Source organism: Mammaliicoccus stepanovicii (genome assembly GCF_002902525.1).
GTDB lineage: Bacteria > Bacillota > Bacilli > Staphylococcales > Staphylococcaceae > Mammaliicoccus > Mammaliicoccus stepanovicii.
In genome coordinates this window covers 1-26,508 of record NZ_PPQZ01000018.1, presented here as the reverse complement: position 1 = coordinate 26,508, position 26,508 = coordinate 1, and the positions used below count along the sequence as shown (strand labels likewise).

Genomic DNA, 26,508 nt, shown 5'->3' with positions numbered 1-26,508 from the left:
TTGTCAACAACTTTTCTGAATATTTTAATTTATCTATCAATTTTTCTTTTGTGCATATCAGCATTAAAATTGTTATAATCTAATGTGGATGTTTTACGTGAAACAAAATAGATATGACGTGGTGATGAGATGAAAGAAAGGAATCAAGAACTGGCTCAGAAGATTTCTTATAATCACAGTAATGATCAAATTATAGATATACCATTAAGTAAATTAAGAAGAAATCCTTATCAACCTAGACATTACTTTGATGAAGAAGCTTTGAAAGATTTAACACAGTCGATTGAACAACACGGAGTATTACAACCTATTGTCGTAAGAGAAACAATTAAAGGCTTTGACATTGTTGTAGGCGAAAGAAGATTTCGTGCTAGTAAGTTAGCGGGAAAAGATACAGTACCTGCTATAATCAAAGTGCTAACAGACGAAGAAATGCTTGAACTTGCAATTATAGAAAACTTGCAACGTGAAAATCTCAAGCCTCTTGAAGAAGCAAAAAGTTATGCAACAATGATGGAAGAACTTAACCTTAAACAACAAGAAGTTGCAGATAGGCTAGGGAAGTCAAGATCATACATTGCAAATGTATTAAGATTGTTGAACTTACCACCAAGTGTTAAAACATTGATAAATGACGATAAGATATCAAGTGCTCATGGTAGAACACTATTAGGACTTGAAAGACAACAATCGATACCACATGTGGCGCAGAAAGTAGTCTCTGAAGGAATGAGCGTTCGTGCATTAGAAGAATACGTCAAATTGCTAAATGCCAATAAAAATACAAAGCAACATCATAAAAATGATAAAAAACCACAATTTCTTGTAAAACATGAACATAAATTAAAAGAAAAATATGGAACTAACATTGAAATTTCAAAAACAAATAAAAAAGGTAAGATTTCTCTCGAGTTTAACTCAGAGTCAGAATATAAGAGAATTATAGAATTATTGTTAGAAGAATAAGAGGTGTAATTTTGAATAAAATAAATCATATCATTCATAAATTAATCGACCCATTTATGAATCCAGACAATTGGCAAAAATGGATTGAACAAATCATCATCGGGATATTATATATCGTCATAGCTTTTATTGTTATTAAATTACTTCAAAAGGTTGTCGAAAAATTCTTCACTACGAAATATGGAACTAAGAGGGTAGGGAAGTCTGACAAGCGTGCTAAAACACTCGTGAACTTAATACAAAATATCATTTCATATGTTGTATGGTTTATTGTAGCTACTACAATTTTAGGTAATTTAGGTATTAGAGTTGAAAGTATCATTGCTGGTGCTGGAGTAGTCGGATTGGCTATAGGTTTTGGTGCACAGACACTTGTGAAAGATGTTATAACAGGATTTTTCATTATTTTCGAAAATCAATTTGATGTAGGAGATTATGTAAGAATTAATACGACAGGAACAACGGTTGCTGAGGGTACAGTTCAGTCTATAGGTATGAGATCGACTAGAATTTTATCTTTTGCAGGAGATTTAACGATACTACCAAATGGTACAATGAACGAAATTGTTAACTTCTCTATTCATAACGGTATGGCGATTGTTGAAATACCTGTATCAAATAATGAAGACTTAGATGTAGTAGAAAGCAAACTAGAAAAATTCTTGCCAACTATAAAAGAAAAATACGAAATATTTATCAAGGATCCTGAAATTTTAGGTGTAGAAGCGGTAACAAGCAGTGAATCTACTATTAAAGTGACAGGTGAAACAGAACCAAATACACATGCAACAGGTGCACGTATTTTAAGAAGAGAAATAAAATCATTCTTTGATAGAGAAAACATAAAAGTACCATCACCAACTATGGTTTCTTATAACCCTAAAAATATACAATAATCATCCAAAACGGAGGTTGTATCATGAGTAAAGTGTATAATTTAAATGATATAGTAGAAATGAAAAAACAACATGCATGTGGGGTTAACAGATTTAAAATCATAAGACTCGGTGCAGATGTTAGAATTAAATGTGAGGAATGTGCACGTAGCATTATGCTACCAAGACATGAATTTGATAAAAAACTAAAAAAAATTATTGAAAAAGGACAAGGTGAATAACAAATGGCATTAACAGCTGGCATAGTAGGATTACCTAACGTAGGTAAATCAACATTATTTAACGCAATAACAAAAGCAGGAGCATTAGCAGCAAACTACCCATTTGCAACAATCGATCCAAACGTAGGAATAGTAGAAGTACCAGACCATCGTTTACAAGAGTTAACAAAATTAGTTAAACCGAAGAAAACAGTACCTACAGCATTTGAATTTACAGATATAGCAGGTATCGTTAAAGGTGCTTCTAAAGGTGAAGGTCTTGGAAACAAATTCTTATCACACATAAGAGAAGTCGACGCAATATGTCAGGTTGTACGTGCTTTTGAAGATGAAAATGTAACACACGTATCAGGTAAAGTAGATCCAATCGATGATATCGAAGTTATCAATATGGAGTTAGTCTTAGCCGACTTAGAATCAGTAGAAAAACGCTATGATAGAGTAGTGAAAATGGCAAGACAAAAAGATAAAGATGCAGTAGCAGAAGAAAAAATATTAGCTAAAATTAAAGAAACATTAGAAAATAACGAACCAGTTAGAAGTATTGAATTTGCTCCTGAAGAAAAAACAATCGTGAAACATTTAAGTTTATTAACAGCAAAACCAATGCTATATGTAGCGAACGTAGCAGAAGAAGAAATAGGTAATCCAGCAGATAACGAATTCGTTAAAAAAATAGAAGACTACGCGCATAATGAAGGCTCAGAAGTTATTGTAATTTCTGCAAAAATTGAAGAAGAACTTGCAACACTAGACGAAGAAGATAGAGAAATGTTCTTAGAAGACTTAGGAATAGAAGAAGCCGGCTTAGATAAACTAATCCGTGCATCATATAATTTATTAGGATTAGCAACTTATTTCACAGCAGGTGAACAAGAAGTTAGAGCTTGGACATTTATAGAAGGCATGACAGCACCGCAATGTGCAGGGATTATTCATACAGACTTCGAAAGAGGATTCATTAGAGCAGAAACAGTAAGTTACGATGATTTATTAAGCAATAATGGTATGACAGGTGCTAAAGAAGCAGGGAAAGTAAGATTAGAAGGTAAAGAATACTTAATGAAAGACGGAGACGTCGTACACTTTAGATTTAACGTGTAGAGATAAATAATGACTATTCAATAAATGAACCAGCGGCATAATGTCGCTGGCTCATTTGATTATATAGGATTAATAGATACACTTTCTTTCAACATTTTATTCAGTTGAGAGGAGGTGTTTTTTTACATTAATTCTTAAATGTAGTTAAGAATTAATTTATATTTATTTAATACTATTATTATAATTTTGTTTGTATACTTATCTAGTATTGGCTAGGCATAATATAAAATATTGATAACTATACAGACATCGGAGGAATAACAATGAATAAATCAAGTTTATTAAAATTTGGATTAGCAGTTGGCATATTAACAACAACAGGTAATGTATTAGAAAATCAAGAAGCATCTGCAGCTTCTACACAATATCAAAATTATAATAATTTAGATTTATATAGTTACTACACACAAAGAGGTACATCTATTTCAAACCTTGAAGTTTATAAAGAAAATAATAATGTCTTAGAGTTCTTACTTCCCGGCGGACCAGTTATTCAAGCAAATGTGACAAGTGGTTTTTATAACAGTGTGACAGAAGGACAAGGGAAATATGATGTCTTTGTAGTTAATGAAACGACAAATAGAGGTACAGTTGAAATCAATATTGGTGGTGTAACGAAGTCAGGTAAATTGAGTAATCCAAAGTCATTCAAAATTAATATTAAAAATGACAAGAACCCGTTAGAAGATCTCAATATTAATATAGATAAAGAAGAAATATCACTCAAAGAATTAGACTTTAAAATTAGAAAAATGTTAATCGAGAAAAAAGGATTATATAAAGATGGCGTTAATGGAGGTAAAATTACGATTCAGCATAATGGAGATGAAAAAAACAAAAATACATTTGAATTACACAAAAAATTACAAGAACATCGTATGAGTGATGTCATCAAAACGGAAAGTATTAAAGGGATAGAAGTAGTATTATAAAAGTGGATTGGCCAAGGCCATTCCACTTTTTTTAATACATATATGACTATGTGTAAGGATTTATTAGAAATATTTATTGCAATTCAGTATAGAAGATGCTGAATTGCATGGTCAGTTTTTAACAGGAAGAAGCACAACATTTCTTATTCACCCTTATTTTAATGTCTTTTCTTCTTTGAATATTCGGTTTGTCTGTATATGCATTCTCAATAATCCCAATATAAATAAAAATCCCATAATAATATAAAATATTTTTGAATCTATTGATTCGAAGTAATTCATTCTAATGTAATCTAGGATTTCTAACGCACCAGTTAATATCACAAAGGTTCCTACTGCTTTTCCAAGTAATTTACTTTGTGAGTTTGTTAAAGAAACTTGGTTATATCCAGCTATCAAAAACATTAATTTATGATTTTTTAGGCAGATACCTATGAGTATAAATAAAATTCCTAATAATAGAATGCCAATTTCTTCCATAATATCCTCCTAAATGAGTTAATAGATAACTTATTACTTTGTCATTTTCTCTATATAGTCATGTCTTATCGCCATTAAAATCCATTTATTTACATTATAAGTGAACGATAAGGAGAGAACAATTAAATAAATATTGAAATTAAAGTAGAAATTATATGCTTTGAATCTTGCCTTTTTTAATAAAAGATGATATTTTTACTATTATTCAAAACGAAACGATTACGATTTATAATGTAAATTAATAAATAGAGGTGAAAGTATGAAGTGGTGTATTGTAGGTGGTGGTATTCAAGCAATTACGATTGCTTTAAAATTAAGGATTTTAGGTCTGGAGCATGAGAATTTAACCATCATTGATCCAAATAATCAATTATGTAGTCAATTTAGTAGGTTTACAGAAAGAATAAGCATGCCTTATTTACGTTCTCCAATTGTGCATCATGTGCATCCTAATCCTTTTCATTTGAAACAGTATTGTAAGAAGAATGAATATAGTGGTGGGATGTATGGTCAGTATAAACGACCTCAAAGGAATATGTTTATGGATCACATAGATGATTTAATTAGGGAATATCGTCTGGATGAATGTCACGTTTGTGATGTAGCAATAGATATTCATCGTATGGGTAAGATGTGGGAAGTTGTATTAGAAAATAGACAGAATTTGGAAGTGGATAATGTCATTATAGCTTCAGGTTGTAATCATAAACCATATATTCCTGAAATCTTCACACAACATGAAGATATTCAGCATATCTTTGATGATGGAACTATAGAATACGACAAAACATCTCATATTGTAGGTAGTGGTATTTCTGCTATACATTTAGCTATTAAATTGTTAACGGAAAATGAAGATAAGCATATACATTTATGGACTAAAAAACCTTTAGAAGTTCATGATTTTGATGCAGATCCTGGTTGGTTAGGTCCAAAGTATATGAAAGGATTTTTAAACATGGAAAGTTCCATAGAAAAAATGAATATGCTACTGAATGAACGACATAAAGGTTCGATGCCTCAAGAATTATACTTACGTATTAAGAAATATATATTTTCAGGTAGGTTAACTATACATGAAAATGCATGTGCTAAAATAGAGAACCATTCTATTATTACACATGACGGAGACGTATATGATTATGATCATATATTATTAGCAACAGGGTTTGAAAATACATTGTTAAAACAACCTTTAATACAATCACTTATTAATAAATATGACGCTCCGTTAACAGAATGTGGTTATCCAGAGATATCATACAATCTTGAATGGTTAGAAGGGTTATATGTAGCTGGAGGACTTGCCGATTTACAACTTGGTGCGTTTGCTAGAAACGTTATGGGTGGAAGAGAAGCGGCAAATCGAATTAGTGAAAAATATGCACGTATTAGTTCTTAAGAAATATATCGTTTTAAAAAATTAGTAGAAATAGCATAAAACAGTTATGAAACTCATTGTAAAAAGTAAAGTATTATGCTATAATTCTTGATTGTGAGTAATGAAAATTATTCCTTGCTTAATACTAAGTTATTAGGCCGCATAGACCACAAGGAGGTGTAAATTGATGAGAACATATGAAGTAATGTACATTGTACGTCCAAATATCGAAGACGATGCTAGAAAAGCTGTCGTTGAACGTTTTAAAGGAATCTTAGCTTCAAACGGTTCAGAAGTCATCGAAGAAAAGGATTGGGGTAAACGTCGTTTAGCTTATGAAATCCAAGACTTCACAGATGGTTTCTACAATATCGTTCGTGTTAAGTCTGAAAATGACGAAGCAATCAGCGAATTTGATCGTTTAGCTAAAATCTCTGACGATATCATTCGTCACATCGTAGTACGCGAAGAAGAAAAATAATATTAATTTTTAAGATATTGGGGGAGATTAAATGATTAATCGTGTTGTCTTAGTCGGTCGATTAACTAAAGATCCGGAATACAGAGTAACACCCTCAGGCGTTCAAGTTGCTACTTTTACTTTAGCTATTAATCGTACTTTTACGAATCAGCAAGGTGAAAGAGAAGCTGACTTTATCAACTGTGTTGTTTTTAGACGTCAAGCTGAGAATGTAAATAATTTCTTATCTAAAGGCAGTCTAGCAGGTGTTGAAGGTCGTCTACAATCTCGTAGCTACGAGAACCAGGAAGGTCGTCGTGTTTATGTAACTGAAGTTGTTTGTGATAGTGTTCAATTCCTTGAACCTAAAGGTACAAACCAACGTCAATCTGGTAATGATAATCAATCATATAATCAAAATAATAACGAGTTCCAAAATTATGGACAAGACTATGGTAGTAGCCAACAAGGACAAAAGGCGCCTTCAAACCAACAGTCAAATAATAATCAACAATCAAACAATCCATTTGCGAATGCTAATGGACCAATAGATATTAGTGATGATGATTTGCCGTTTTAATAGTTGATAAAAACGTATATATAAACATTTAACAAGAAGGGAGGAACACATTCATGGCAGGTGGACCAAGAAGAGGTGGTCGTCGTCGTAAAAAAGTTTGTTATTTCACAGCAAACGGAATTACACATATCGACTACAAAGATACTGATTTACTTAAAAAGTTTATCTCAGAAAGAGGTAAAATTTTACCACGTCGTGTAACAGGTACTTCAGCAAAATACCAACGTATGCTTACTGTAGCTATCAAACGTTCACGTCACATGGCTTTATTACCATACGTTAAAGAAGAACAATAATATATAACGTATAGCAACCCCCTCTAGCAATCAGGCTAGAGGGGGTTTTGTGTCTGTTTTTATAAAAATCTATAGAAAACGAACATTACATGAGAAATAAAAATTGTATATCCATATTATTGAATGAAGATAAGTATTTTAACTTAAGTAATGAGCATGCCAAATATGTAAAAAGTTAATTGAGAGGTTGTCAAAAAAACTTGGAATGTTATCGGCTTTCTAGATGTTTTAAATTAGGTTCTCTAATACATAATAAAACATATTAATTGTAAAAATTGTTAATATTTAAGAAATAGTTTATTTATATTTAAGGGAATATACGGTATATTTATTTGTGAGAACACAGGATACAAATTTAAAGAATAAAAGTAATAGGAGTGAGAAATGTATGGAAGAAAATACACACATAAAAGTATCCAAACTTAGATATAAATATGAAGTGCCTATGATAATAATTGGTTTTATTGCTATATTCGTTTATATATCAGTATTTATTGCATTAATGTATTCATCTATAGATATACCTGAATGGCTTTATGGTGCTTTAATAGGGCTTTCACTTCCGTTTGTCGCTATTTTCTCTATCAGATATTTATATTGGAATAGTATTTCAAATGGTGTTGAAATTAATAAAAATCAACTTTCAGAAGTATATGACATGTATTATGAATTAGCAACTGAAATGGGATTTAATACTAAAAAGTTGAAAATGCCAAAGTTATATTTAGTAAATGGTAATGGTGTTATGAATGCCTTTGCAGCAAAATGTACCCTAAAAAGAAGATACATTGTCATTCATAGTGATTTGTTGGATTTGGCATATAAGTTTGATGAGATGCCTTTAATTAGATTTGTACTGGCTCATGAGCTGGGTCACCATAAATGTGGACACACTAATATTTGGCGCTTGATTTTCTCACCATTTTTAACTCCGTTATATTTGGATAAAAGTTTAACTAGAGCGCAAGAATATACAGCAGATAGAGTTGCATTATACTATGCACCAGAAGGCGCTTTAAGTATGATTTATCTTTTTTCAGGAAAATATATGGGTTCTAGAATTGAAATAGAAGAGTATTTTAAAAGTATAGATTTACATGATGAATCAATATGGCTTAAATTAAGTAATTTTCTATCCGATCATCCTGTAGGGTTTAGAAGGATGAAAGCGTTGAAAGAAGCGAAAGAAAAAGGGACGTGGGATGTTCACGGCAAATTCCTATGATTATAAATAAGAATATAAGTTTAACAATATCTGCTGTTATTTAGGTTTTCAAATTATGGGTAGACGATTCATATCTTAGATTTAGAAAGTAAAGCATTTAGAGCGTTTTATGGTTATAGAAAATCTTATGAATCGAGTATAAAATAAAGTCTGAGACATCATGAATGAGTCTCAGACTTTTTATATTGGCAGTAGATGACTGAACTGAAAATACGCTTTATATCAAGCTTTTTTCAATTCTAGTCATCCTTGCCAGGGTGGGACTAAGAAATCTTTATTGATAAAATAAGATTTCTGTCCAACTCCCATATGTTTTGTAGATATATTAAAATTTATTAAATTTTAAGTTTTCGATAACATGCTTTTCATTTTTGTATAATATAAGGTCGGATCTATTTTTAGTTGGTAAAATGTTTTCGATAAGATTGACTTCATTTATATTCTCCCAAAGATCTTTGGCAATCGTAATGGCTTCTTCTTTAGGGATATCTTTATATTTGTAGAAATGTGAATCTGGTTTTTGGAATGCTTCTTCTTGTAAGAGTAAGAAACGTGTGATGTACCATTTTTTCATATTTTCGATTGTTGAATCTAAGTAAATTTTATAGTCGATATAATCACTTACAAGTTCTTCAGCGTATGGACTAACTTGGAAGATATTTACACCTTCGATAATTAAGATGTCTGGGTTATCGATATTATGATATTGATCTTTCAGTCTATCGTATGTGATGTGCGAATACGTATATGTAGGTATATTTGGCACGTTGTTTTTTATTTTCTTTAGATGGTCGATTAAAATTTTTGTATCATAGCTTTCTGGGAAACCTTTTCTTGATAATAGGTCTTTAGAGATAAGCTGTTGTTTTGGCATGATATAACCATCTGTCGTAATTAGATCAACTTTCCAATCTGAATTATATTCTTGTAGCAACTGGAGTAAAAGTCTAGAAACCGTACTTTTACCTACAGAAACGCCACCTGAAATACCAATTATAAATGGTGGTGTATTGTTTTTCTTAAGTAGTTTACTGTTAATGTTCTTTGAGTAATCTTTATAGAAGTGGACTTTGTTTGATAGAAATTGGGTAAGTGGTAAATAAACTTCATCAATTTCTGAAATTGTTAAATTGTCATTTAAACTAATAATTTCATCTAGCTTTAAATGACTGATATCCATATCGATTTTAAAATTTGTATTGTGCCATTCTTCTTTTGTGAATTTCATAATGAGTTCCTTTGCTTTAAGAATTTATCAAGATTTAAGTGTACCCGTATAGATTAACATAAAATTTAGTATATGTGACTTACTTGTTTTTTATTTTTACCTGGATAAAGTGTTCTACAATATTTATCGTATATATTTGATATTGTAATCTATTATATGTTGAATTTGTAGTATTATGTTTATATCGTTAGCAGACGTTTGAAACTGTCATATTTAAGAATAAAAATGCCCTGAACAAATCGAGTGATTTTGTTCAGGGCTGAATGTTTCGTAATAATAATTATATATTAAACAAGCGTTGGAAGAACCCTTTTTTCTTAGGTTCTTCTTCTTGTTCAGAAGTAGAAGGTTCACTTGTTTCTGTTGAAGGTTTGCTAGGTTCTTCTTTGTTTGGATCTTCTGATGTAGAGTTTGAAGTACTTTCAGAAGAAGTTGATGATTCTTCTGACTTAACCTCTTTCTTGTCGGTCGTTTCAACTGATGATTGAGAAACTTTGTTTTCTTTGTTGTCGCTTACTGCTTCTTCCTTATTTGCTTCATCTTTCGTTGTTGCATTACTTTCAGCAGTAGGCTTAACTTCTTCTTTCGTTTCAACTGTTACTTTAGATGGATTCTCATCTATAGAATCTGCCTTAATTTGCTGAGTTGTTGTAGCAGTTACATTCTCTTGGCTAGTTGATTTAGGTTCTGTTTTATGAGTATCTTCTTGTTTAACGTCTTCTTTAGGCTCTTGTAAAGCAAGTGTTTGTTCAAGTTTCTGTTGTTGTATATGAACTTGTTGCAACATTTCACCTAACATTTGTCTTTCTCTACGCATATGTTGAACTTCCACTCTTAATTCATCGATTAATTGTTGAAGCTCTGGTGTTTGTTGAGTAGGTGTATCTTTAACAAGTACTTGTAAGAAGTCCTTTTCTTTTTCAAGCGTTTCAAATGCTTGATCATAGCTGTTTGTTTCTTTAACTTTTTCAGCGATTTCTTGGAATAGTTCAATATCTTCTTCTTGGAAGTCAGTTGCTTCTCTTCCTCGGTATTCTGTTTTAGAAAGCTGGTATCCTCTATCTTCTAGGTGTTGAACAATTTTTCTTACTTGTTTTTCACTAAGACCGACTTTAGTAGCAAATTCTTTAGTTAGCATATTTATACTCATCCTTTGTTTAACAGTAATTTTATAGGTAGGGTTGTCTATCGGCAGACAACCGTCACACTTCCCTTAATACATTACATGTAATTATAAGAAAGTTCAAGTATTTATTGTATTAATTGTGAAAATTATTATATACATATAAGGAATATGTTATTATTTAGGAAATTAAATCATTTAATAATAAGTTTGGAGCTGGTTAAGATGTCAAAGAGTACTGAGAAGAAAGTGTTTAAACCGTTATGGGTTATTGTGAGTTTTGTTGTATTATTTGGAATTTTATTATTACCTACACCAAATGACTTACCAGTAATGGCGAAATGTGCGCTTGCTATTTTGGCGTTTGCAGTCATCATGTGGGTTACAGAAGCTGTTACTTATCCTGTATCTGCAGTGATGATTGTTGGACTTATTGTGCTGTTGATTGGATTTAGTCCAGTACAAAACTTAAGTGATGCTTTGGGGAATCCTGCATCTAATGGTAAAGCATTACAAGGAGATGCCTTGTTAGGTACTGGTAATGCATTGAAAATGGCCTTAAGTGGATTTTCAGGTTCAGCAGTTGCACTGGTTGCAGCAGCATTATTCTTAGCGACAGCCATGCAAGTCACGAATTTGCACAAACGATTAGCACTGCAAGTACTTTCCATAGTAGGTAATAAAACAAATAGAATTGTGATTGGTGCTATAATTGTTTCGATTATATTGGCATTTTTTGTACCTTCCGCTACTGCAAGAGCTGGAGCAGTCGTGCCTATTCTGCTTGGTATGATTGCTGCATTTAATACTTCTAAAAATAGTAAATTAGCTGCACTGTTGATTATTACAGCTGTACATGCCGTTTCAATTTGGAATATTGGTATAAAAACGGCGGCAGCTCAAAATATTGTTGCAATTGGATTTATTAATAAATCAATGAAACAAGACATTTCATGGGGTGAATGGTTCATATATGCAGCACCTTGGGCAATTATCATGTCGGTTGTTCTATACTTTGTCATGATCTTGATTATTAAACCCGAGGAGAAGGAAATTGAAGGTGGAACAGAATTAGTAAAAGCACAATTAAAGGAATTAGGTCCTATTTCAGCTAAAGAATGGAGACTTATTATCATTTCTGTCTTGTTATTATTATTCTGGTCGACTGAAAAAGTGCTGCACCCGATTGATTCTTCATCCATAACGGTCATTGCATTAGCCATTATGTTAACACCAAAAATTGGTGTGTTTACATGGGATGAAGTTGAGAAGAAGATACCATGGGGTACTGTGATTGTATTTGGAATTGGTATTTCTTTAGGTACAGTTTTACTTGAAACAACAGCAGCGCAATGGTTAAGTGATAAGACGTTTGGATTGATGGGGCTAGATCATATGCCACTGATTGCAACGATTGCATTAATTTCGATATTCAATATTTTGATTCATTTAGGGTTTGCTAGTGCAACAAGTTTATCTTCGGCGTTAATACCGGTCTTTATTGCATTAACTCAAACTTTAAATTTAGGTGATCAAGCAATTGGATTCGTGCTGATACAACAATTTGTCATAAGTTTTGGGTTCTTATTACCAGTGAGTTCACCACAAAATATGTTAGCGTATGGAACTGAAACATTTACAGTTAAAGATTTCATAAAAACAGGTATCCCGTTAACAATCATCGGTTATTTACTTATTATATTGATGAGTATGACTTATTGGAAATGGATAGGATTATTATAAATAGTCATATTAGATAAATAAAAAACCAAAAGCGATTCGCTTTTGGTTTTTTAATTTATAGTAATTGGCCAATAAACACGGCAATGATAATGATAGGTAAAACAAATTTAACTAAGAAGTACCATGTATCAACAAATGATCTTCCTAATCTAGTATTGCTCAAATTGAGTTCTTTCATAATTGTGTCTTTATTAAATATATGACCAACAAAAATCGTCACACCAAATGCACCAATAGGCATTAAAATGTTAGAAACTAAAAAGTCCATATTATCGAAGAAACTACCAACCCCGAATGTGAAATGTTGTAATAACCCATTCGATAGTGCTGATGGGATGCCAAATATGAAAACTAAAGACCCAATTATATATGACCATTTTTTTCTATTTTTATTATCATTTTTAGTGATGTTTGAAATATTCAATTCTAATAATGAAATAGAAGATGTGATGGCAGCAAATAAAAATAAAACTAAGAATAATAAGTAGAATAATTGTCCTAAGAACATTTGATCAAATACTTGTGGAAGAATAATGAATAGTAATCCAGGTCCTTGGTTTGGTTCTAATCCAAACGCGAATATCGCTGGAAATATAGCTAGTCCGGCAGCTACAGATACTAGAATATTCATCCAAACAATCGCATTTGCACTTTTAACGATGTTGGTTTTTTTATCTAAGTAAGATGCATAAGTCATCATACCGCATGTACCTAATGATAGTGCAAAGAATGATTGTCCAAGTGCATATAATACACCTTCAGAACTTAAATCAGATACTTTAGGTTTTAAGAAGTATTCAATACCCTCTAACGCACCGTCTAAAGTTATAGATCTGATAATAATGATGACAAACGAAATGAATAGTAGTGGCATCATTATTTTTGAAGCTTTCTCGATACCTTTTTCAACACCTTTACTGACAATGAAAACAGTAAACAGTATGAAAGCGAATTGGCTTGCCATAGCATAAAGAGGATTAGCGATATAATCAGTGAATATCAACCCATAGTTATGAGAATGTGTTAATCCAACAATGTCTAGAAGTGTTCTTATTATATAGAGTATAATCCACCCACCAATTACACTGTAGAATGAAAATAATACAAAGACAGTGATGTTACCTAACCAACCAATTATGTTGAATGATTTTTTGCCTGAAACTTTTCCAAATATATTTGTTGAATAAGTTTTCCCGTGTCTACCCAAAATAAATTCACTAAGTAGCAGTGGTAAGCCTACAAGTAGTGTGAAAATGATAAATATAAATAAAAATGCACCACCACCATAATTACCGGCCATGTAAGGAAATTTCCATACAGCACCAAGCCCAATAGCAGACCCGGCACTAGCTAATATAAATCCTAAATTAGATGACCATTGTGATAAGTTTTTCATGTTTGATCCTTCTCCCGATATTTATATACTTTAAAGCGGTAAAGCTTTTGTGTAAAAAAATAAAACTCACAGAAGTGAATTTTACATGATGTTTAAGATGATTGCAACAAAATTTATAGACATTTGTAACGCATAGAATAAATATAAATGAATCTATTCTATGCATGTACAAATTCTGTAATGCTCATTACTTGCCTATTACACCATTACTTTCATCATTCCAAGCCAATACACTTTCAATAGGTAATCTGCTTGAATCATGTGGTTCTTTTACACCTTTACCTATTGCTAGTAAATGTGCAGGTACATATCTAGTTGTATCAATATTTAATGCTTTTAATAATTCTTCTTTTTCAAATCCACCAATTGGATTTGTGTCGTATCCTCGATCAGTTGCAATAAGCATTAATTGCATAGAAGCTAAGTTTGCATCCATTAAACCTTGTGATGTAAAGTAACTATCGTCTGCACTACTAATTAAATTAGAAATTGTTTCAACGAAGTAATCTTTAGAATTTTCATCCATATAACCTAGTTCAACATTTTTTTCATAAATTTCACTAACATAGTCTGCATGTTTTAAATCTGCAAGAATTAAGATGATAGCACTTGAAGAATGGAGTTGTCTTTGATTAAATCTTACAAGTTTGTCTAATTTTTGTTTAGTTTCTTCATTATCTACAACGACAAAACGCCAAGGTTGTAAATTGATTGATGAAGGTGCTTTAGTAGCGAGTTCTATCATTTCAGTTAATTCTTCTCTTGGAATTTTGAAATTAGGGTCGAATTCTTTAACGGATTTTCTTTTATTTATAATTTCTGTTAAAGATAAGTTGTTTTGTGACATTTTAATACTCCTTTTAGTATGATGTAACTATAATGCACCAATTTAAACATAAAATAAAATATTTAGCTCAAAGTAGAAAGCTAGGAGGTTATATTAATGAACGGATGCGACTTATTAGCAAAATTAGAAATGTCGAGCCCTATTTTCTTAGCAGGTATGGCAGGTGGTGTCACAACACCGGAATTAGTGTCGCAAGTTAGTGAATCTGGTGGATTAGGTCAAATTGGTGCAGGGTATATGACGCCAGAATCGTTAAGTAATGATATAGACAGAATTAGAACGTTAACAAGTAAACCTGTGGGAGTTAATTTATTTATCCCGGAATTTCCAAAAATTAACCAAAGTGAAGTTAATCAGATGAATGAAATATTAAAGCCTATAGCAGAAAAACTAAATTATGACCCTGGTTATAAGGTCATTATTGAAAATTGTTTTGATGAAATGATAGATATTATTATAGAGAAAGGTATTGAACTTGTAAGTTTCACTTTTGGTAAGCCAGAAGAATCACTCGTTAGAAAATTACAAAATCATCGCATCGTTGTAGTAGGTACAGCAACTAATGAATTGGAAGCTAAAGCGTTATATGATATTGGAGTTGACGCGGTTGTCTTGCAAGGTAGTGAAGCGGGAGGTCATAGAGGGTCGTTTAATCAAACATTACCGGAAAAATTATATACAACAGAATCGTTATTTGATGTGGTTAGCCAGCAATTAGACATCCCTTTGATTGTAGCAGGTGGTATTACAACACCTGAATTAGCGAAAGTATTCCTAAATAAAGGTGCTACTGCGGTTCAACTAGGAACAGCCTTCCTAACTACTAAAGAAAGTGGTATACCGGAAGTGCATAAAGAAAGTATTCTAAATGCTAAGTCAGATGATATTTCATTAACAAAAGCATTTAGTGGTCGTTATGCCAATGGAATTCATAATACATTCATTCACTATTTGGATCAATTTGAGGATGAGATTTGTAGTTACCCGATACAAAATATATTAACCCAGCCTATGAGAGGGCAGTCTAAAAAAATGCAAAACCGTGAGTTTATGAATCTTTGGTGTGGTACAAATCCAGAAGGTGCTAGAAAAGAAACTGTCTCAGAACTGATGAGTAGATATAAATAAAAAAGCTAGGCGTTTATCCTAGCTTTTTTATTTATAAATTCATATCTTCTAATAATTTATATACAAACTCTCTATCATTTTCATTGCCATGTATATATTTATTAATATAACAAGAGCGAATGCTCGGTGAGATAACATCCTTTTGTAGAGGAAGGTATTGTTTGATAAATAAATCTATTGGTGTTGGTGGTAAAGATTTTTGAGGATTAGGTTGTATATAGTCTAAGTCTTGTAATATTTCATATCCGTGTCTATTAAAGAAACCTTTACGCATGTTCGCTTGCTCTTTTCCGGCTTCATCATCATAAGAATCTTCACCGAAGGACTCTAACATGATCATATTTGCATCGCGCCCATGAACTGATTGAGCATGTTTATGGAGCTCTTGTTCAGTTCTTTCTAAAGTTTGGACGCCAATACGTTGGTTTCTGTAATCAGGATGCACCATTAAGTAAATGATAAATGCTGAATTTGTAGTTGGCTCGTAATGTCCAGTAGATAAACTTATAACTTTGCCATCAAGTAATCCTACTAAAAATAAATAATGCTGCTTAATATATTTAGAAGTTAGAGAATGAATAAAGACGTGTCTGTCTTCTCTAATTTCTGCTTTAAAAATATCTTCATACATTTCTAATGCGGTTTTAAATAGTGGATCATCAATTGATGTAACGACTTCAAAATTCATAGTTATGAACCCCTCGACTCAAGATTTAATCATATTATAACATAAGATAATAACTACAGATTAATAGGATTAAGGTAATTATATAAAAAAGTCCGAGACATTTATATTTGTCCCGGACTTTTTTCAATTGAAAAATTGCTATCCTTACGTCTTATTTATCTGTATTGTCAGTTGGGTTATCAATATCAGCTTCTTCACGTCTTACTTTCTCAGAAATATGTTCAGTATCTTGAACTTTATTTTTCTTAACGACAATTTCTTCAGAGACGACATTTTCTTTATTTACATTAACACGTTCCTCATGTAATGGAATATGCACTGAATCATCTTGATTTGAATCGAAGTCGCTATCTACTTTTTCATTTACTGGACGACGTTCAATAGTGACTTCTTCTCTTTCTACAGGTACGTCGAATTCTTTCTCTTCTTCTACGACATGTTTATCGATAGAAGCCTCTCCAGTTTCAACATTTTCCTTGTTAACATGAACACGTTCTTCATGTAATTTGACTGCTTCTTCATCTGTTTGTTCATTGCGATTAGCAGGCTCATCGCTCGTTGAATGAGTGTTTAATGTTTCATTGTTTGTTACTTCGTCATTTCGACCTAGTGCGTCGTCATTACGATTATAGTTTAATGATGAACGTTCTGATTCAACATTATCATCATGTACTCTCGTGAATTCGGACTCATTTTCACGTGTTAAATCTTCTTGGTCTTGAACATTGTCTGTTTCACTAACGCGAGAAGTAGGTTCAGCTTTATCACGATTATCTAATGTTTCTAAGTCTCTTTCATTATCATTAGTGTAAACATCTTGATTATTTTCCTTTTCACCTTGTTGAGAGGCATAGCCAGCAGCACCTAAACCAGAAGCACCAGCTAAACCTGCAGCTGTAGATTTGTCATCAACATCATCGTGAGCATTGTTTTCATCATCTATAGCATTTCCATAACGATTTGTATCATCAGTCACATCTTCTTGATTATTTAAAGAAGATTCTTTCGTTAAATCTTGTTCTTGAGTGTCATTGTCGTTTGAATTACTAGCATCAAAGTCATTCGGTTCTTTAGTTTCGTCTTTATTTGCTGCACTTGCAGCGCCAGCTCCAACTGCTCCAGCACCAGCGCCTTCAGCAACACCGTTATTCTTGCTTTCATCGTTTGAGAATGGTTTTGTATTGTCATAATGTTCATTACCTGATTGTGAGTCTTTAGGATGTCCGGAATCGTAATTTTCAGTTTGATCATTATTATCATTATCTACATATAATAAAATTTTTCCTTCATTTAAATCATTTCTGTACTCTTCTAATTTTTCGTCAGGAACATTTAACCCTGATAAAACTCTTTCTTCAGCACTTTCACCTGAGAATAGGGCAGTAATCTTGTCACTGAACGAACCTCTAGAATTTTTGAATTTAACATCAGTGTAATCTAAAGAATTATCATCAAGTTTGTGTTCGGAGATAACTTGTAAATCTCCTTCGTTTGCACCTTCTTGTTTCAGTTGATCAATACGTTGCAATAAATCACTTTCGTTATTAAACTTTTCTATTTTACCCATACTAAAAACCTCCATTATTTGTAATGTGTAAAAACTTGTGAAATAGTGATTATGCTCTAGATGTAAAATTAATAAATATTGTCTTTATAAATACAATATAATTCACAAATACCCTTCTCTAAACGAATCAAACAAAAAAGTATGGCTTTATCTTATTATTATGACTATTCTGTCATTTTAGATACTCGTTAAATAGCTCAACTATAAGGTTTTGCCTATTGTAAAAATGCTTATACTTTGTTATTATCAATGAATAATTTATTACTAAAAACTCATATAATCTGAAGAATATGGCTTTAGAAGTTTCTACCGTGTTGCCTTAAACGACACGACTATGAGTAAATGAATAACTTTAGAATCGGCCATAAGACTGGTGTGGTTTTATCTTATTTTTTACTCATCTTACCTAATTTCTAGGATTAAGGTGTGTTTTTTTTAATCTAAATGAGGAGGCGAGTAGTGTGAAGACGCTACAAAATAGGGTTAAAGAAGACGGTGTGGTCATTGATGAAAAGATACTTAAAGTTGATTCATTTTTAAATCACCAAATTGATGCAAAGCTTATGTATGAAGTGGGCAAGGAAATTACAGAACATTTCAAAGAGAAAAACATTACAAAAGTATTAACGATTGAAGCTTCGGGTATTGCACCAGCAATTATGGCTTCCTTACAATTAGATGTCCCATGCTTATTTGCTAAAAAAGCAAAACCTTCAACAATGACATCTGAATTTTATCAAACAGATATTCACTCATTTACAAAAAATACGACAAGTACAGTTGTTGTGTCTAAACAATTTTTAGATAAAGATGACCATGTACTTATCATTGATGATTTTCTTGCTAATGGTGAAGCATCATTAGGGTTACATCGACTTGTGCAAGCTGCTAATGCTACAACTAGTGGTATCGGTATTGTAATAGAAAAAAGCTTTCAACCAGGTAGAGAAAAATTAGAATCAGAAGGGCTAGATGTTTTATCTTTATGCCAAGTTGAATCATTATCTGGAAACAAAGTTAAGTTGATGGGAGAATAAGATGAAAAATTTCATACTCAGTGTTCAACATTTACTCGCAATGTATGCTGGCGCAATTATGGTACCAATCATCGTTGGATCAGCACTTAAATTTTCACCTGAAGAAGTTGCATATTTAGTTGCGATAGATATTTTCATGTGTGGTGTTGCTACATTTTTACAAGTTTATAAAGGCATTGGCATTGGATTACCAGTTGTATTAGGGTGTACATTTACAGCTGTAGCACCAATGATTCTTGTTGGAAACACACATGGTATTGGTGTATTGTACGGCTCGATTTTCTTATCAGGTATTATAGTTGTTGTGATTTCACCATTCTTCTCATATTTAGTAAAATTTTTCCCACCTGTTGTTACAGGTAGTGTAGTAACAATTATAGGTATTACGTTAATGCCTGTAGCAATGAACTATTTAGCGGGTGGAGAAGGATCAAAAAATTATGGTGATAGTAAAAATATATTCTTAGGTGTATTTACATTAGTTATTATTCTACTTATACAAAGACTTTCAAAAGGGTTTATTAAATCAATAGCTATATTATTAGGATTAATAATAGGTACTGTAGTTGCCTCTTTCTATGGTCTAGTGGACACATCAGGTATTCATTCATCAAACTGGTTAGAGTTACCTCGACCATTTAGATTTAGTGGATTTGAATTTGAATTTGGAACGACTATTGTATTTGTAATTATTGCAATCGTTAGTTTAATTGAATCTACAGGTGTATATCATGCACTGAGTGAGATTACGAAACAACCTATTTCAAGAAAAGACTTATCTAAAGGATATAGAGCAGAAGGTATAGCGATTGCGCTTGGTGCTATCTTTAACGCATTCCCTTACACAGCATATTCTCAAAACGTTGGGCTAGTTTCATTGTCTGGAGCAAAGAAGAATCAAATCATGTATATGATGGTTGCACTATTAATTATATGTGGTTCTATTCCAAAGTTAGGTGCTTTAGCAAGCATGATTCCATTCCCTGTGTTAGGGGGCGCAATGATAGCGATGTTTGGTATGGTAATGGCTTACGGTGTTAAAATGTTAGGTGGTATAGACTTTAACAAACAAAATAATTTACTCGTAATTGCTGTTTCAGTAGGTATCGGTGCAGGTATCACTGCCGTTCCAGAAGCTCTTAAAACTTTCGGTGAAGAATATGCATGGTTAACTCAAAATGGTATTGTTTTGGGAACATTTTCAGCTATTTTATTAAATATTTGTTTTAATGGATTAAATCGTGAACAAAATGGTGAAAGTGTGAAATAATATAGATGATAAATATAAAGTGGAGGTTATATTCATGTGGGAAAATAAATTTCAAAAAGAAGGTTTAACATTCGATGACGTACTATTGGTACCAGCGAAGTCAGAAGTATTACCAAGTGATGTAGATTTAAGTGTCAACTTATCAAAAAATATTAAGTTAAACATTCCGATTATATCTGCAGGTATGGATACAGTTACTGAAGCTAAAATGGCTATCGCAATGGCAAGACAAGGTGGCTTAGGTGTTATTCATAAGAATATGTCAATTGAGCATCAAGCAGATGAAGTACAAAAAGTTAAGCGTTCTGAAAATGGCGTTATTACAAATCCGTTCTACTTAACACCTGATGAACAAGTTTACGCAGCAGAAGCTTTAATGGGTAAATATCGTATTTCTGGTGTGCCAATTGTAAATAACGACGAAGATATGGAATTAGTAGGTATTATTACAAACCGTGACTTAAGATTTATTGAAAACTTCTCAATTAAGATTTCTGATGTTATGACGAAAAAAGACCTTGTCACTGCACCAGTTGGTACAACGTTACAACAAGCAGAAGAAATTTTACAAAAATATAAAATCGAAAAACTTCCATTAACATCTGAAGACGGGAAGCTTAAAGGCTTAATCACAATTAAAGATTTAGAGAAAGTAATCGAATTCCCATATGCAGCAAAAGACAGTGAAGGACGTCTACTTGTGGCAGCAGCTTTAGGAATTGCGAAAGATACTCCAATTCGTGCACAAAAGTTAGTTGAAGCGGGTGCAGATGCGCTTGTTATTGATACAGCTCACGGACACTCTAAAGGCGTTCTTGATGTTGTGAAAGAAATTAGTGAAGCTTATCCAGAAATAACAATTATCGCAGGAAATGTTGCTACTCAAGAAGGAACTAGAGCTTTATATGAGGCAGGAGCAGATGTAGTTAAAGTAGGAATTGGCCCGGGATCAATTTGTACGACACGTGTTGTTGCAGGTGTGGGTGTTCCACAAATTACTGCTATTTATGATTGTGCAACAGAAGCACGTAAACATGGTAAAGCTATTATCGCCGACGGAGGCATTAAATTCTCAGGTGATATCGCTAAAGCATTAGCTGCTGGCGGTCATGCGGTTATGCTAGGTAGCCTTCTTGCTGGTACTGAAGAAAGCCCTGGTCAAACTGAAATATTCCAAGGACGTCAATATAAAGTTTATCGCGGTATGGGATCACTTGGTGCGATGGAACAAGGTTCTAAAGATAGATACTTCCAAGAAGATACAACTGCCAAAAAATTCGTACCTGAAGGCATTGAAGGTAGAATTGACTTTAAAGGACCTCTTCAAGACACAATTTACCAATTAATTGGTGGTATTAAGAGTGGTATGGGTTACACAGGCTCAAGAAACTTAGAAGCATTAAGAGAAGATGCTCAGTTTATTAGAATGACAGGCGCAGGCCTTAAAGAATCTCATCCTCATGATGTTCAAATAACTAAAGAAGCACCAAATTACTCATTTTAATTAAAGGAGCATGACAATTATGGAAATGGCTATGGAACAAGAAATGATTCTTGTATTAGACTTTGGTAGTCAATATAATCAATTAATTACGCGTCGCATAAGAGAAATGGGCGTGTACAGTGAGTTGCATGACCACGAAATATCAATAGACGAAATTAAGAAAATGAATCCTAAAGGTATTATTCTTTCAGGTGGGCCAAACTCAGTTTATGAAGAAGGTTCATTTACAATTAATCCAGAAATATTTGAATTAGGCGTGCCAGTATTAGGTATTTGTTACGGTATGCAGCTTATGACTAAGTTATTAGGTGGCTCAGTTGAAAGAGCTAATGAACGTGAATATGGTAAAGCGACGTTAAACGTTAAATCAGATGATGAATTGTTCTTCGGTTTACCAAATAGTCAAACAGTTTGGATGAGTCATAGTGACAAAGTCATAGATATCCCTGATAATTTCGAAATCATTGCAGATAGCCCAAGTTGTCAAAATGCAGCGATTGAAGATAAATCAAGAAAATTATATGGCGTTCAATTCCATCCAGAAGTGCGTCACACAGAGTTTGGTAATGATTTATTAAGAAACTTTATCCGTCGTGTTTGTGATTGTACAGGTAACTGGACAATGGAAAACTTTGTAGACATTGAAATCCAAAAAATTAGAGAGCAAGTTGGCGACCGTAAAGTATTATGTGCGATGAGTGGTGGTGTAGATTCATCAGTTGTTGCAGTATTACTTCACAAAGCAATAGGTGATCAATTAACATGTATATTCGTAGATCATGGACTTCTTCGTAAAGGTGAAGGCGATATGGTTATGGAGAACTTTGGCGAAGGGTTCAATATGAATATCATCAGAGTTGACGCTAAAGAAAGATTTATGTTGAAACTAAACGGCGTATCAGATCCAGAACAAAAACGTAAAATTATTGGTAATGAATTTGTGTATGTATTTGATGACGAAGCATCTAAATTAGAAGGTGTAGACTTCTTAGCACAAGGTACATTGTATACAGATATTATTGAGTCAGGTACAAAGACAGCACAAACAATCAAATCACACCATAATGTTGGTGGATTACCTGAAGATATGCAATTCCAATTAATCGAACCAATCAATACTTTATTCAAAGATGAGGTACGTGCATTAGGTATTGAATTAGGAATTCCAGAACATCTTGTATGGCGTCAACCATTCCCAGGTCCAGGACTTGGTATTAGAGTGTTAGGAGAAATCACAGAAGATAAATTAGAAATTGTTAGAGAATCAGATGCAATATTACGCGATGTAATACGAGAAGAAGGTTTAGAAAGAGAAATCTGGCAATACTTCACAGTATTACCAGACATCCGTTCTGTCGGCGTAATGGGAGACTACCGAACTTATGACTATACAGTCGGCGTAAGAGCAGTAACATCAATAGACGGTATGACAAGCGACTTCGCAAGAATCGACTGGGAAGTCTTACAGAAAATCTCAAGTCGTATCGTAAACGAAGTAGACCACGTAAACAGAGTAGTCTATGATATCACTTCAAAACCACCAAGTACGATTGAGTGGGAATAGAAACGTGAAAATAAGGAACCCTTTAACCGCAATGGTTAGAGGGTTTTTTAGTAACAATAAGATCCATTCCCCCATACTTCTTCCTTTCATCTGTTTACCTACTCACTCTATCTAATCATTATTCTTTTCTTCATTTAATCATTTACAAGATTAAATATTTATAAGAGGTTCTATATTCTATATAATTCACATTCGGTATTTTAATGAATAAAGTAGTTAAATATTCGTTTATATATATTTCTTGTGGTAAAAGTTATTTTATTAAAATTAGTAGGAAAATTATCAATACAATTCAGAAGTTACTTTCAAATTGTATTATAGAGTGATTAGGGGTGAAATCTATGTTACAAACATCCGATTAGTAATATTTGGAATTTAAATTGGATTAGACTGTGTATTTCTATAATTGACAAATATTGTATATTTTCAATAAATTGTAAAAAAATATGTAATTTTTTCCATAAACAATAAGTCTATAAAATAAATTAATGTATTATTTTATAATAATAATGCAACTTATTTAAAATTCGAATTGCGAAGTTTGTGTGTGTGCATTTAAAATAATTAACAAAATATAAAAAAAATATATAGTTATGCCGTTATGTGTCCTAGGTAGATAGTAGAATAAGATTACCAAGAAAGAAGGTGACTTAGTTGAATCGTTCGCATCGGCTGTTAAGCATTTATACTCGATTTTTACAAAGAGAAGAATTAGACAAGGTAGAGCTGTCTTCTGAGTTTCAGGTTAGTGAAAGAACTATTATAAGAGATATTCAGGAAATCAGAAATTATTTTTATGATAATGAGGAGTGGATTGAAAAAAAAGAAATTTATTATGATTACAGAAGGTACAAATATTTAATTAAAAACCAAAGAGAACTGAATTTTTAATTAATAATTTAGAAGGTATTGCTTTTATAAATGATGATAATAATTAATTGAATTGCAAGTCGAATTATGGAGTTGACAAATGTTAATACAATGAAAATTTTTGAATGTTGACAGTTAGATAAGAACAAAATTTGTGAATTCAACTTATGTGAACTAACTTATCAACATGCGATAAGTTGACTTCTTGGAAATTTATAAAAGGAGAGAATTGATAAGGTGTGCGGTAAGAAGATGTCCTTTTTGTCAAATAAACTAAATAAGTATTCAATTCGTAAATTTACAGTTGGTACAGCATCAATACTAGTTGGTGCAACCTTATTTCTAGGATTGAATAATGAAGCAGCAGCACAAGAAAATCACGAAAATAATATTGAAATCAAGCAAAGTAAATCAGTAAATGATGGTAATCCAATTGTAAAAGAAGAAGTTTCAAGTGAAGTAGAAGCAGATAATGCACCAGTAGAAAACAGCAAGAATACAGAAAAAGCAGTATCAACAGAAGAAAAAGCAGATAATGCACCAGTAAGAGACAGCAAGAATACAGAAAAAGCAGTATCAACAGAAGAAAAAGCAGATAATGCACCAGTAAGAGACAGCAAGAATACAGAAGAAGCAGTATCAACAGAAGAAAAAACAGATAATGCATCGGTAAGAGACAGCAGGAATACAGAAAAAGCAGTATCAACAGAAGAAAAAACAGATAATGCATCGGTAAGAGACAGCAGGAATACAGAAGAAGCAGTATCAACAGAAGAAAAAACAGATAATGCATCGGTAAGAGACAGCAGGAATACAGAAGAAGCAGTAAACAATCGAAAAATAATTAGCAATAATTTATCAAAAATTTCTAATAATGAATTGAAAGAAAATGAAAAAGCAACAATTATTGATAAATTAGAGAAAACTATAACTGATTTAAGTGAAAAAGAAATTGAAAAGGTTATTACATCTGAAGTGTTAAAAAATTATAGCAATAAAAAAAATAATCAACCTACTATGGCATTGCGCTCTATGCCTAGAAGTATAACTTCTGAACCCGAAAATAAATCATCTCTACGTTTAGCTAGGTCTGCAAATGATAATTCGGTTACAGTTAAAGGAACAGATAATTTTAATTTTTATGGAGATGTTATACAAAGAACATATCCAGAAGAGTTTCCTGATAAAGATACTGTTGTTGCAATTAACCCAAAGAATAAACCTTCAACAGGATCAAAAGGTGCTTTAGAATATAAAAATAAAATAGATTTTCGAAAAGATTTCACAATTAATATTCCAATAGCTAACAATAATCAAGGTAACACAACTGGAGCAGATGGTTGGGGATTCATCTTTACAGAAGGAAATGGTCAGGACTTCCTAAATAAAGGTGGTATATTAAGAGACAAAGGGATTGCAGATGCATTCGGTTTCAAGATTGATACATCATTTAATAATGTTCTTGGTACTACTGATCCTATAGACGCAGATAAGAAAAATAATCTTAGCCAAATTGGTGGAGCATCAAAAATTGGTTACGGTGCATTTGTCCGCAATGGTGCTGATGGAATTAGTAAGCAAGTTGGATCAAATGCTTTAGGTTCTAAAGATAAACCAGTAAATAAAATTCAATATGCTGACAATACTACGAATATTTATGATGGCAAGTTCCATGGGCAAAGGTTTAATGATGTGGTATTAAGTTATAATGCTGATAACGGGAAACTCACAGCAACTTACGCTGGAAAAATATGGGAATCTACTCTTAGTGACTTAGGTGCTGATAAAACTAAAAATTATAATTTTCTAATTACATCAAGCCATATGATAAACAGATATTCTTATGGCATAATGAGAACGGATTTAGAAAGTTTAACAATTACTACACCTCAAGATTCTGTAATTGCAGGCACACCAGAGGTTCAGACAGAAGAAGTACCATTTGAAACAAAACGTGAATTCAACCCAAATCTTGAGCCAGGTACAGAACAAGTTAAACAAA

At 32.4% G+C, this 26,508-nt stretch carries 25 protein-coding genes and 1 riboswitch; of the genes, 18 read left to right on the top strand and 7 right to left on the bottom strand.

From position 1 onward, the window contains the following. Positions 1-129 precede the first annotated feature (129 nt). The 5 genes from CD111_RS03800 (at position 130) to CD111_RS03780 (ending at position 4,119) form a co-directional block, all read left to right on the top strand. On the top strand, positions 130-966 hold the full coding sequence (locus CD111_RS03800; RefSeq protein WP_095090000.1) for a ParB/RepB/Spo0J family partition protein: 837 nt from the start codon (positions 130-132) through the stop codon (positions 964-966). An 11-nt stretch (positions 967-977) separates the two neighbouring features. Next, positions 978-1,862, top strand: a complete 885-nt coding sequence (locus tag CD111_RS03795; RefSeq protein WP_095089998.1) for a mechanosensitive ion channel family protein — start codon at positions 978-980, stop codon at positions 1,860-1,862. Between the two features lie 23 nt (positions 1,863-1,885). Beyond that, positions 1,886-2,083 carry a DUF951 domain-containing protein gene (locus CD111_RS03790; protein WP_095089996.1) on the top strand — a complete coding sequence of 66 codons (198 nt, stop codon included), beginning with the start codon at positions 1,886-1,888 and terminating at the stop codon, positions 2,081-2,083. Positions 2,084-2,086: 3 nt separating this feature from the next. After that, on the top strand, positions 2,087-3,187 hold the full coding sequence (ychF, locus tag CD111_RS03785; protein WP_095089994.1) for a redox-regulated ATPase YchF: 1,101 nt from the start codon (positions 2,087-2,089) through the stop codon (positions 3,185-3,187). 263 nt (positions 3,188-3,450) lie between these two features. Next, a complete protein-coding gene (locus CD111_RS03780) occupies positions 3,451-4,119 on the top strand; it encodes an exotoxin beta-grasp domain-containing protein (RefSeq protein ID WP_095089992.1) in 669 nt (222 codons plus the stop codon). Between the two features lie 153 nt (positions 4,120-4,272). Here CD111_RS03780 and CD111_RS03775 read toward each other — a convergent pair whose 3' ends face one another. Next, positions 4,273-4,599, bottom strand: a complete 327-nt coding sequence (locus CD111_RS03775; RefSeq protein WP_095089990.1) for a DUF3784 domain-containing protein — start codon at positions 4,597-4,599, stop codon at positions 4,273-4,275. A gap of 259 nt (positions 4,600-4,858) precedes the next feature. Between CD111_RS03775 and CD111_RS03770 the strand changes: the two genes are divergently transcribed. The 5 genes from CD111_RS03770 to CD111_RS03750 all read left to right on the top strand — a co-directional run bounded on the left by CD111_RS03770 (position 4,859) and on the right by CD111_RS03750 (position 8,541). Continuing rightward, positions 4,859-6,001, top strand: a complete 1,143-nt coding sequence (locus CD111_RS03770; protein ID WP_095089988.1) for an FAD/NAD(P)-binding protein — start codon at positions 4,859-4,861, stop codon at positions 5,999-6,001. Positions 6,002-6,167: 166 nt separating this feature from the next. Continuing rightward, on the top strand, positions 6,168-6,461 hold the full coding sequence (gene rpsF, locus CD111_RS03765; protein ID WP_095089986.1) for a 30S ribosomal protein S6: 294 nt from the start codon (positions 6,168-6,170) through the stop codon (positions 6,459-6,461). 31 nt (positions 6,462-6,492) lie between these two features. After that, positions 6,493-7,020 carry a single-stranded DNA-binding protein gene (gene ssb / locus CD111_RS03760; RefSeq protein WP_095089984.1) on the top strand — a complete coding sequence of 176 codons (528 nt, stop codon included), beginning with the start codon at positions 6,493-6,495 and terminating at the stop codon, positions 7,018-7,020. A gap of 53 nt (positions 7,021-7,073) precedes the next feature. Next, a complete protein-coding gene (rpsR, locus tag CD111_RS03755) occupies positions 7,074-7,316 on the top strand; it encodes a 30S ribosomal protein S18 (protein WP_025906198.1) in 243 nt (80 codons plus the stop codon). A 388-nt stretch (positions 7,317-7,704) separates the two neighbouring features. After that, positions 7,705-8,541, top strand: coding sequence for a M48 family metallopeptidase (locus tag CD111_RS03750; RefSeq protein ID WP_197696914.1), 837 nt, complete (start codon positions 7,705-7,707; stop codon positions 8,539-8,541). A gap of 325 nt (positions 8,542-8,866) precedes the next feature. On the opposite strand, the gene coaA is transcribed toward CD111_RS03750, so the two are convergent. Both coaA and CD111_RS03740 read right to left on the bottom strand, forming a co-directional pair. Continuing rightward, complete coding sequence (gene coaA, locus CD111_RS03745; protein ID WP_095089982.1) at positions 8,867-9,769, bottom strand: type I pantothenate kinase; 903 nt, start codon at positions 9,767-9,769, stop codon at positions 8,867-8,869. Between the two features lie 280 nt (positions 9,770-10,049). Next, positions 10,050-10,907: a hypothetical protein gene (locus CD111_RS03740; protein WP_095089980.1), complete on the bottom strand. Its 858-nt coding sequence runs from the start codon at positions 10,905-10,907 to the stop codon at positions 10,050-10,052. A gap of 210 nt (positions 10,908-11,117) precedes the next feature. On the opposite strand from CD111_RS03740, the gene CD111_RS03735 reads away from it, so the two are divergent. Beyond that, positions 11,118-12,635 (top strand): SLC13 family permease, encoded by a 1,518-nt coding sequence (locus CD111_RS03735; RefSeq protein ID WP_095089979.1) that lies wholly within the window; start codon positions 11,118-11,120, stop codon positions 12,633-12,635. A 55-nt stretch (positions 12,636-12,690) separates the two neighbouring features. Here CD111_RS03735 and CD111_RS03730 read toward each other — a convergent pair whose 3' ends face one another. Together CD111_RS03730 and CD111_RS03725 are read right to left on the bottom strand one after the other, a co-directional pair. Then, positions 12,691-14,031 carry a sodium-dependent transporter gene (locus CD111_RS03730; RefSeq protein WP_095089977.1) on the bottom strand — a complete coding sequence of 447 codons (1,341 nt, stop codon included), beginning with the start codon at positions 14,029-14,031 and terminating at the stop codon, positions 12,691-12,693. A 187-nt stretch (positions 14,032-14,218) separates the two neighbouring features. Next, positions 14,219-14,878 carry a nitroreductase family protein gene (locus CD111_RS03725; RefSeq protein ID WP_095089975.1) on the bottom strand — a complete coding sequence of 220 codons (660 nt, stop codon included), beginning with the start codon at positions 14,876-14,878 and terminating at the stop codon, positions 14,219-14,221. A gap of 96 nt (positions 14,879-14,974) precedes the next feature. Here CD111_RS03725 and CD111_RS03720 point away from each other — a divergent pair, with 96 nt between their 5' ends. After that, positions 14,975-16,006 carry an NAD(P)H-dependent flavin oxidoreductase gene (locus CD111_RS03720; protein WP_095089973.1) on the top strand — a complete coding sequence of 344 codons (1,032 nt, stop codon included), beginning with the start codon at positions 14,975-14,977 and terminating at the stop codon, positions 16,004-16,006. Positions 16,007-16,037: 31 nt separating this feature from the next. Here the strand turns inward: CD111_RS03720 and CD111_RS03715 are convergent, their stop codons facing one another. Beyond that, positions 16,038-16,694 carry a GNAT family N-acetyltransferase gene (locus CD111_RS03715; RefSeq protein WP_095089971.1) on the bottom strand — a complete coding sequence of 219 codons (657 nt, stop codon included), beginning with the start codon at positions 16,692-16,694 and terminating at the stop codon, positions 16,038-16,040. A 151-nt stretch (positions 16,695-16,845) separates the two neighbouring features. Then, positions 16,846-18,261, bottom strand: a complete 1,416-nt coding sequence (locus tag CD111_RS03710; RefSeq protein ID WP_095089969.1) for a DUF2382 domain-containing protein — start codon at positions 18,259-18,261, stop codon at positions 16,846-16,848. Between the two features lie 252 nt (positions 18,262-18,513). Next, a riboswitch (purine riboswitch) is annotated at positions 18,514-18,616 on the top strand. Positions 18,617-18,722: 106 nt separating this feature from the next. On the opposite strand from CD111_RS03710, the gene xpt reads away from it, so the two are divergent. The 6 genes from xpt to CD111_RS03680 all read left to right on the top strand — a co-directional run. Continuing rightward, a complete protein-coding gene (gene xpt, locus CD111_RS03705; RefSeq protein ID WP_095089967.1) occupies positions 18,723-19,298 on the top strand; it encodes a xanthine phosphoribosyltransferase in 576 nt (191 codons plus the stop codon). A gap of 1 nt (position 19,299) precedes the next feature. Further along, positions 19,300-20,568, top strand: coding sequence for a nucleobase:cation symporter-2 family protein (locus CD111_RS03700; protein ID WP_095089965.1), 1,269 nt, complete (start codon positions 19,300-19,302; stop codon positions 20,566-20,568). A 34-nt stretch (positions 20,569-20,602) separates the two neighbouring features. Next, positions 20,603-22,072 (top strand): IMP dehydrogenase, encoded by a 1,470-nt coding sequence (guaB, locus tag CD111_RS03695; protein ID WP_095089963.1) that lies wholly within the window; start codon positions 20,603-20,605, stop codon positions 22,070-22,072. A gap of 19 nt (positions 22,073-22,091) precedes the next feature. Continuing rightward, entirely contained in the window at positions 22,092-23,636 is a 1,545-nt protein-coding gene (guaA, locus tag CD111_RS03690; RefSeq protein ID WP_095089961.1) for a glutamine-hydrolyzing GMP synthase, read from the top strand. 654 nt (positions 23,637-24,290) lie between these two features. Next, positions 24,291-24,527 carry an HTH domain-containing protein gene (locus CD111_RS12925; protein WP_095089959.1) on the top strand — a complete coding sequence of 79 codons (237 nt, stop codon included), beginning with the start codon at positions 24,291-24,293 and terminating at the stop codon, positions 24,525-24,527. 240 nt (positions 24,528-24,767) lie between these two features. After that, the coding region (locus CD111_RS03680) for a lectin-like domain-containing protein (RefSeq protein WP_420866064.1) at positions 24,768-26,508 on the top strand (1,741 nt) is incomplete at its 3' end.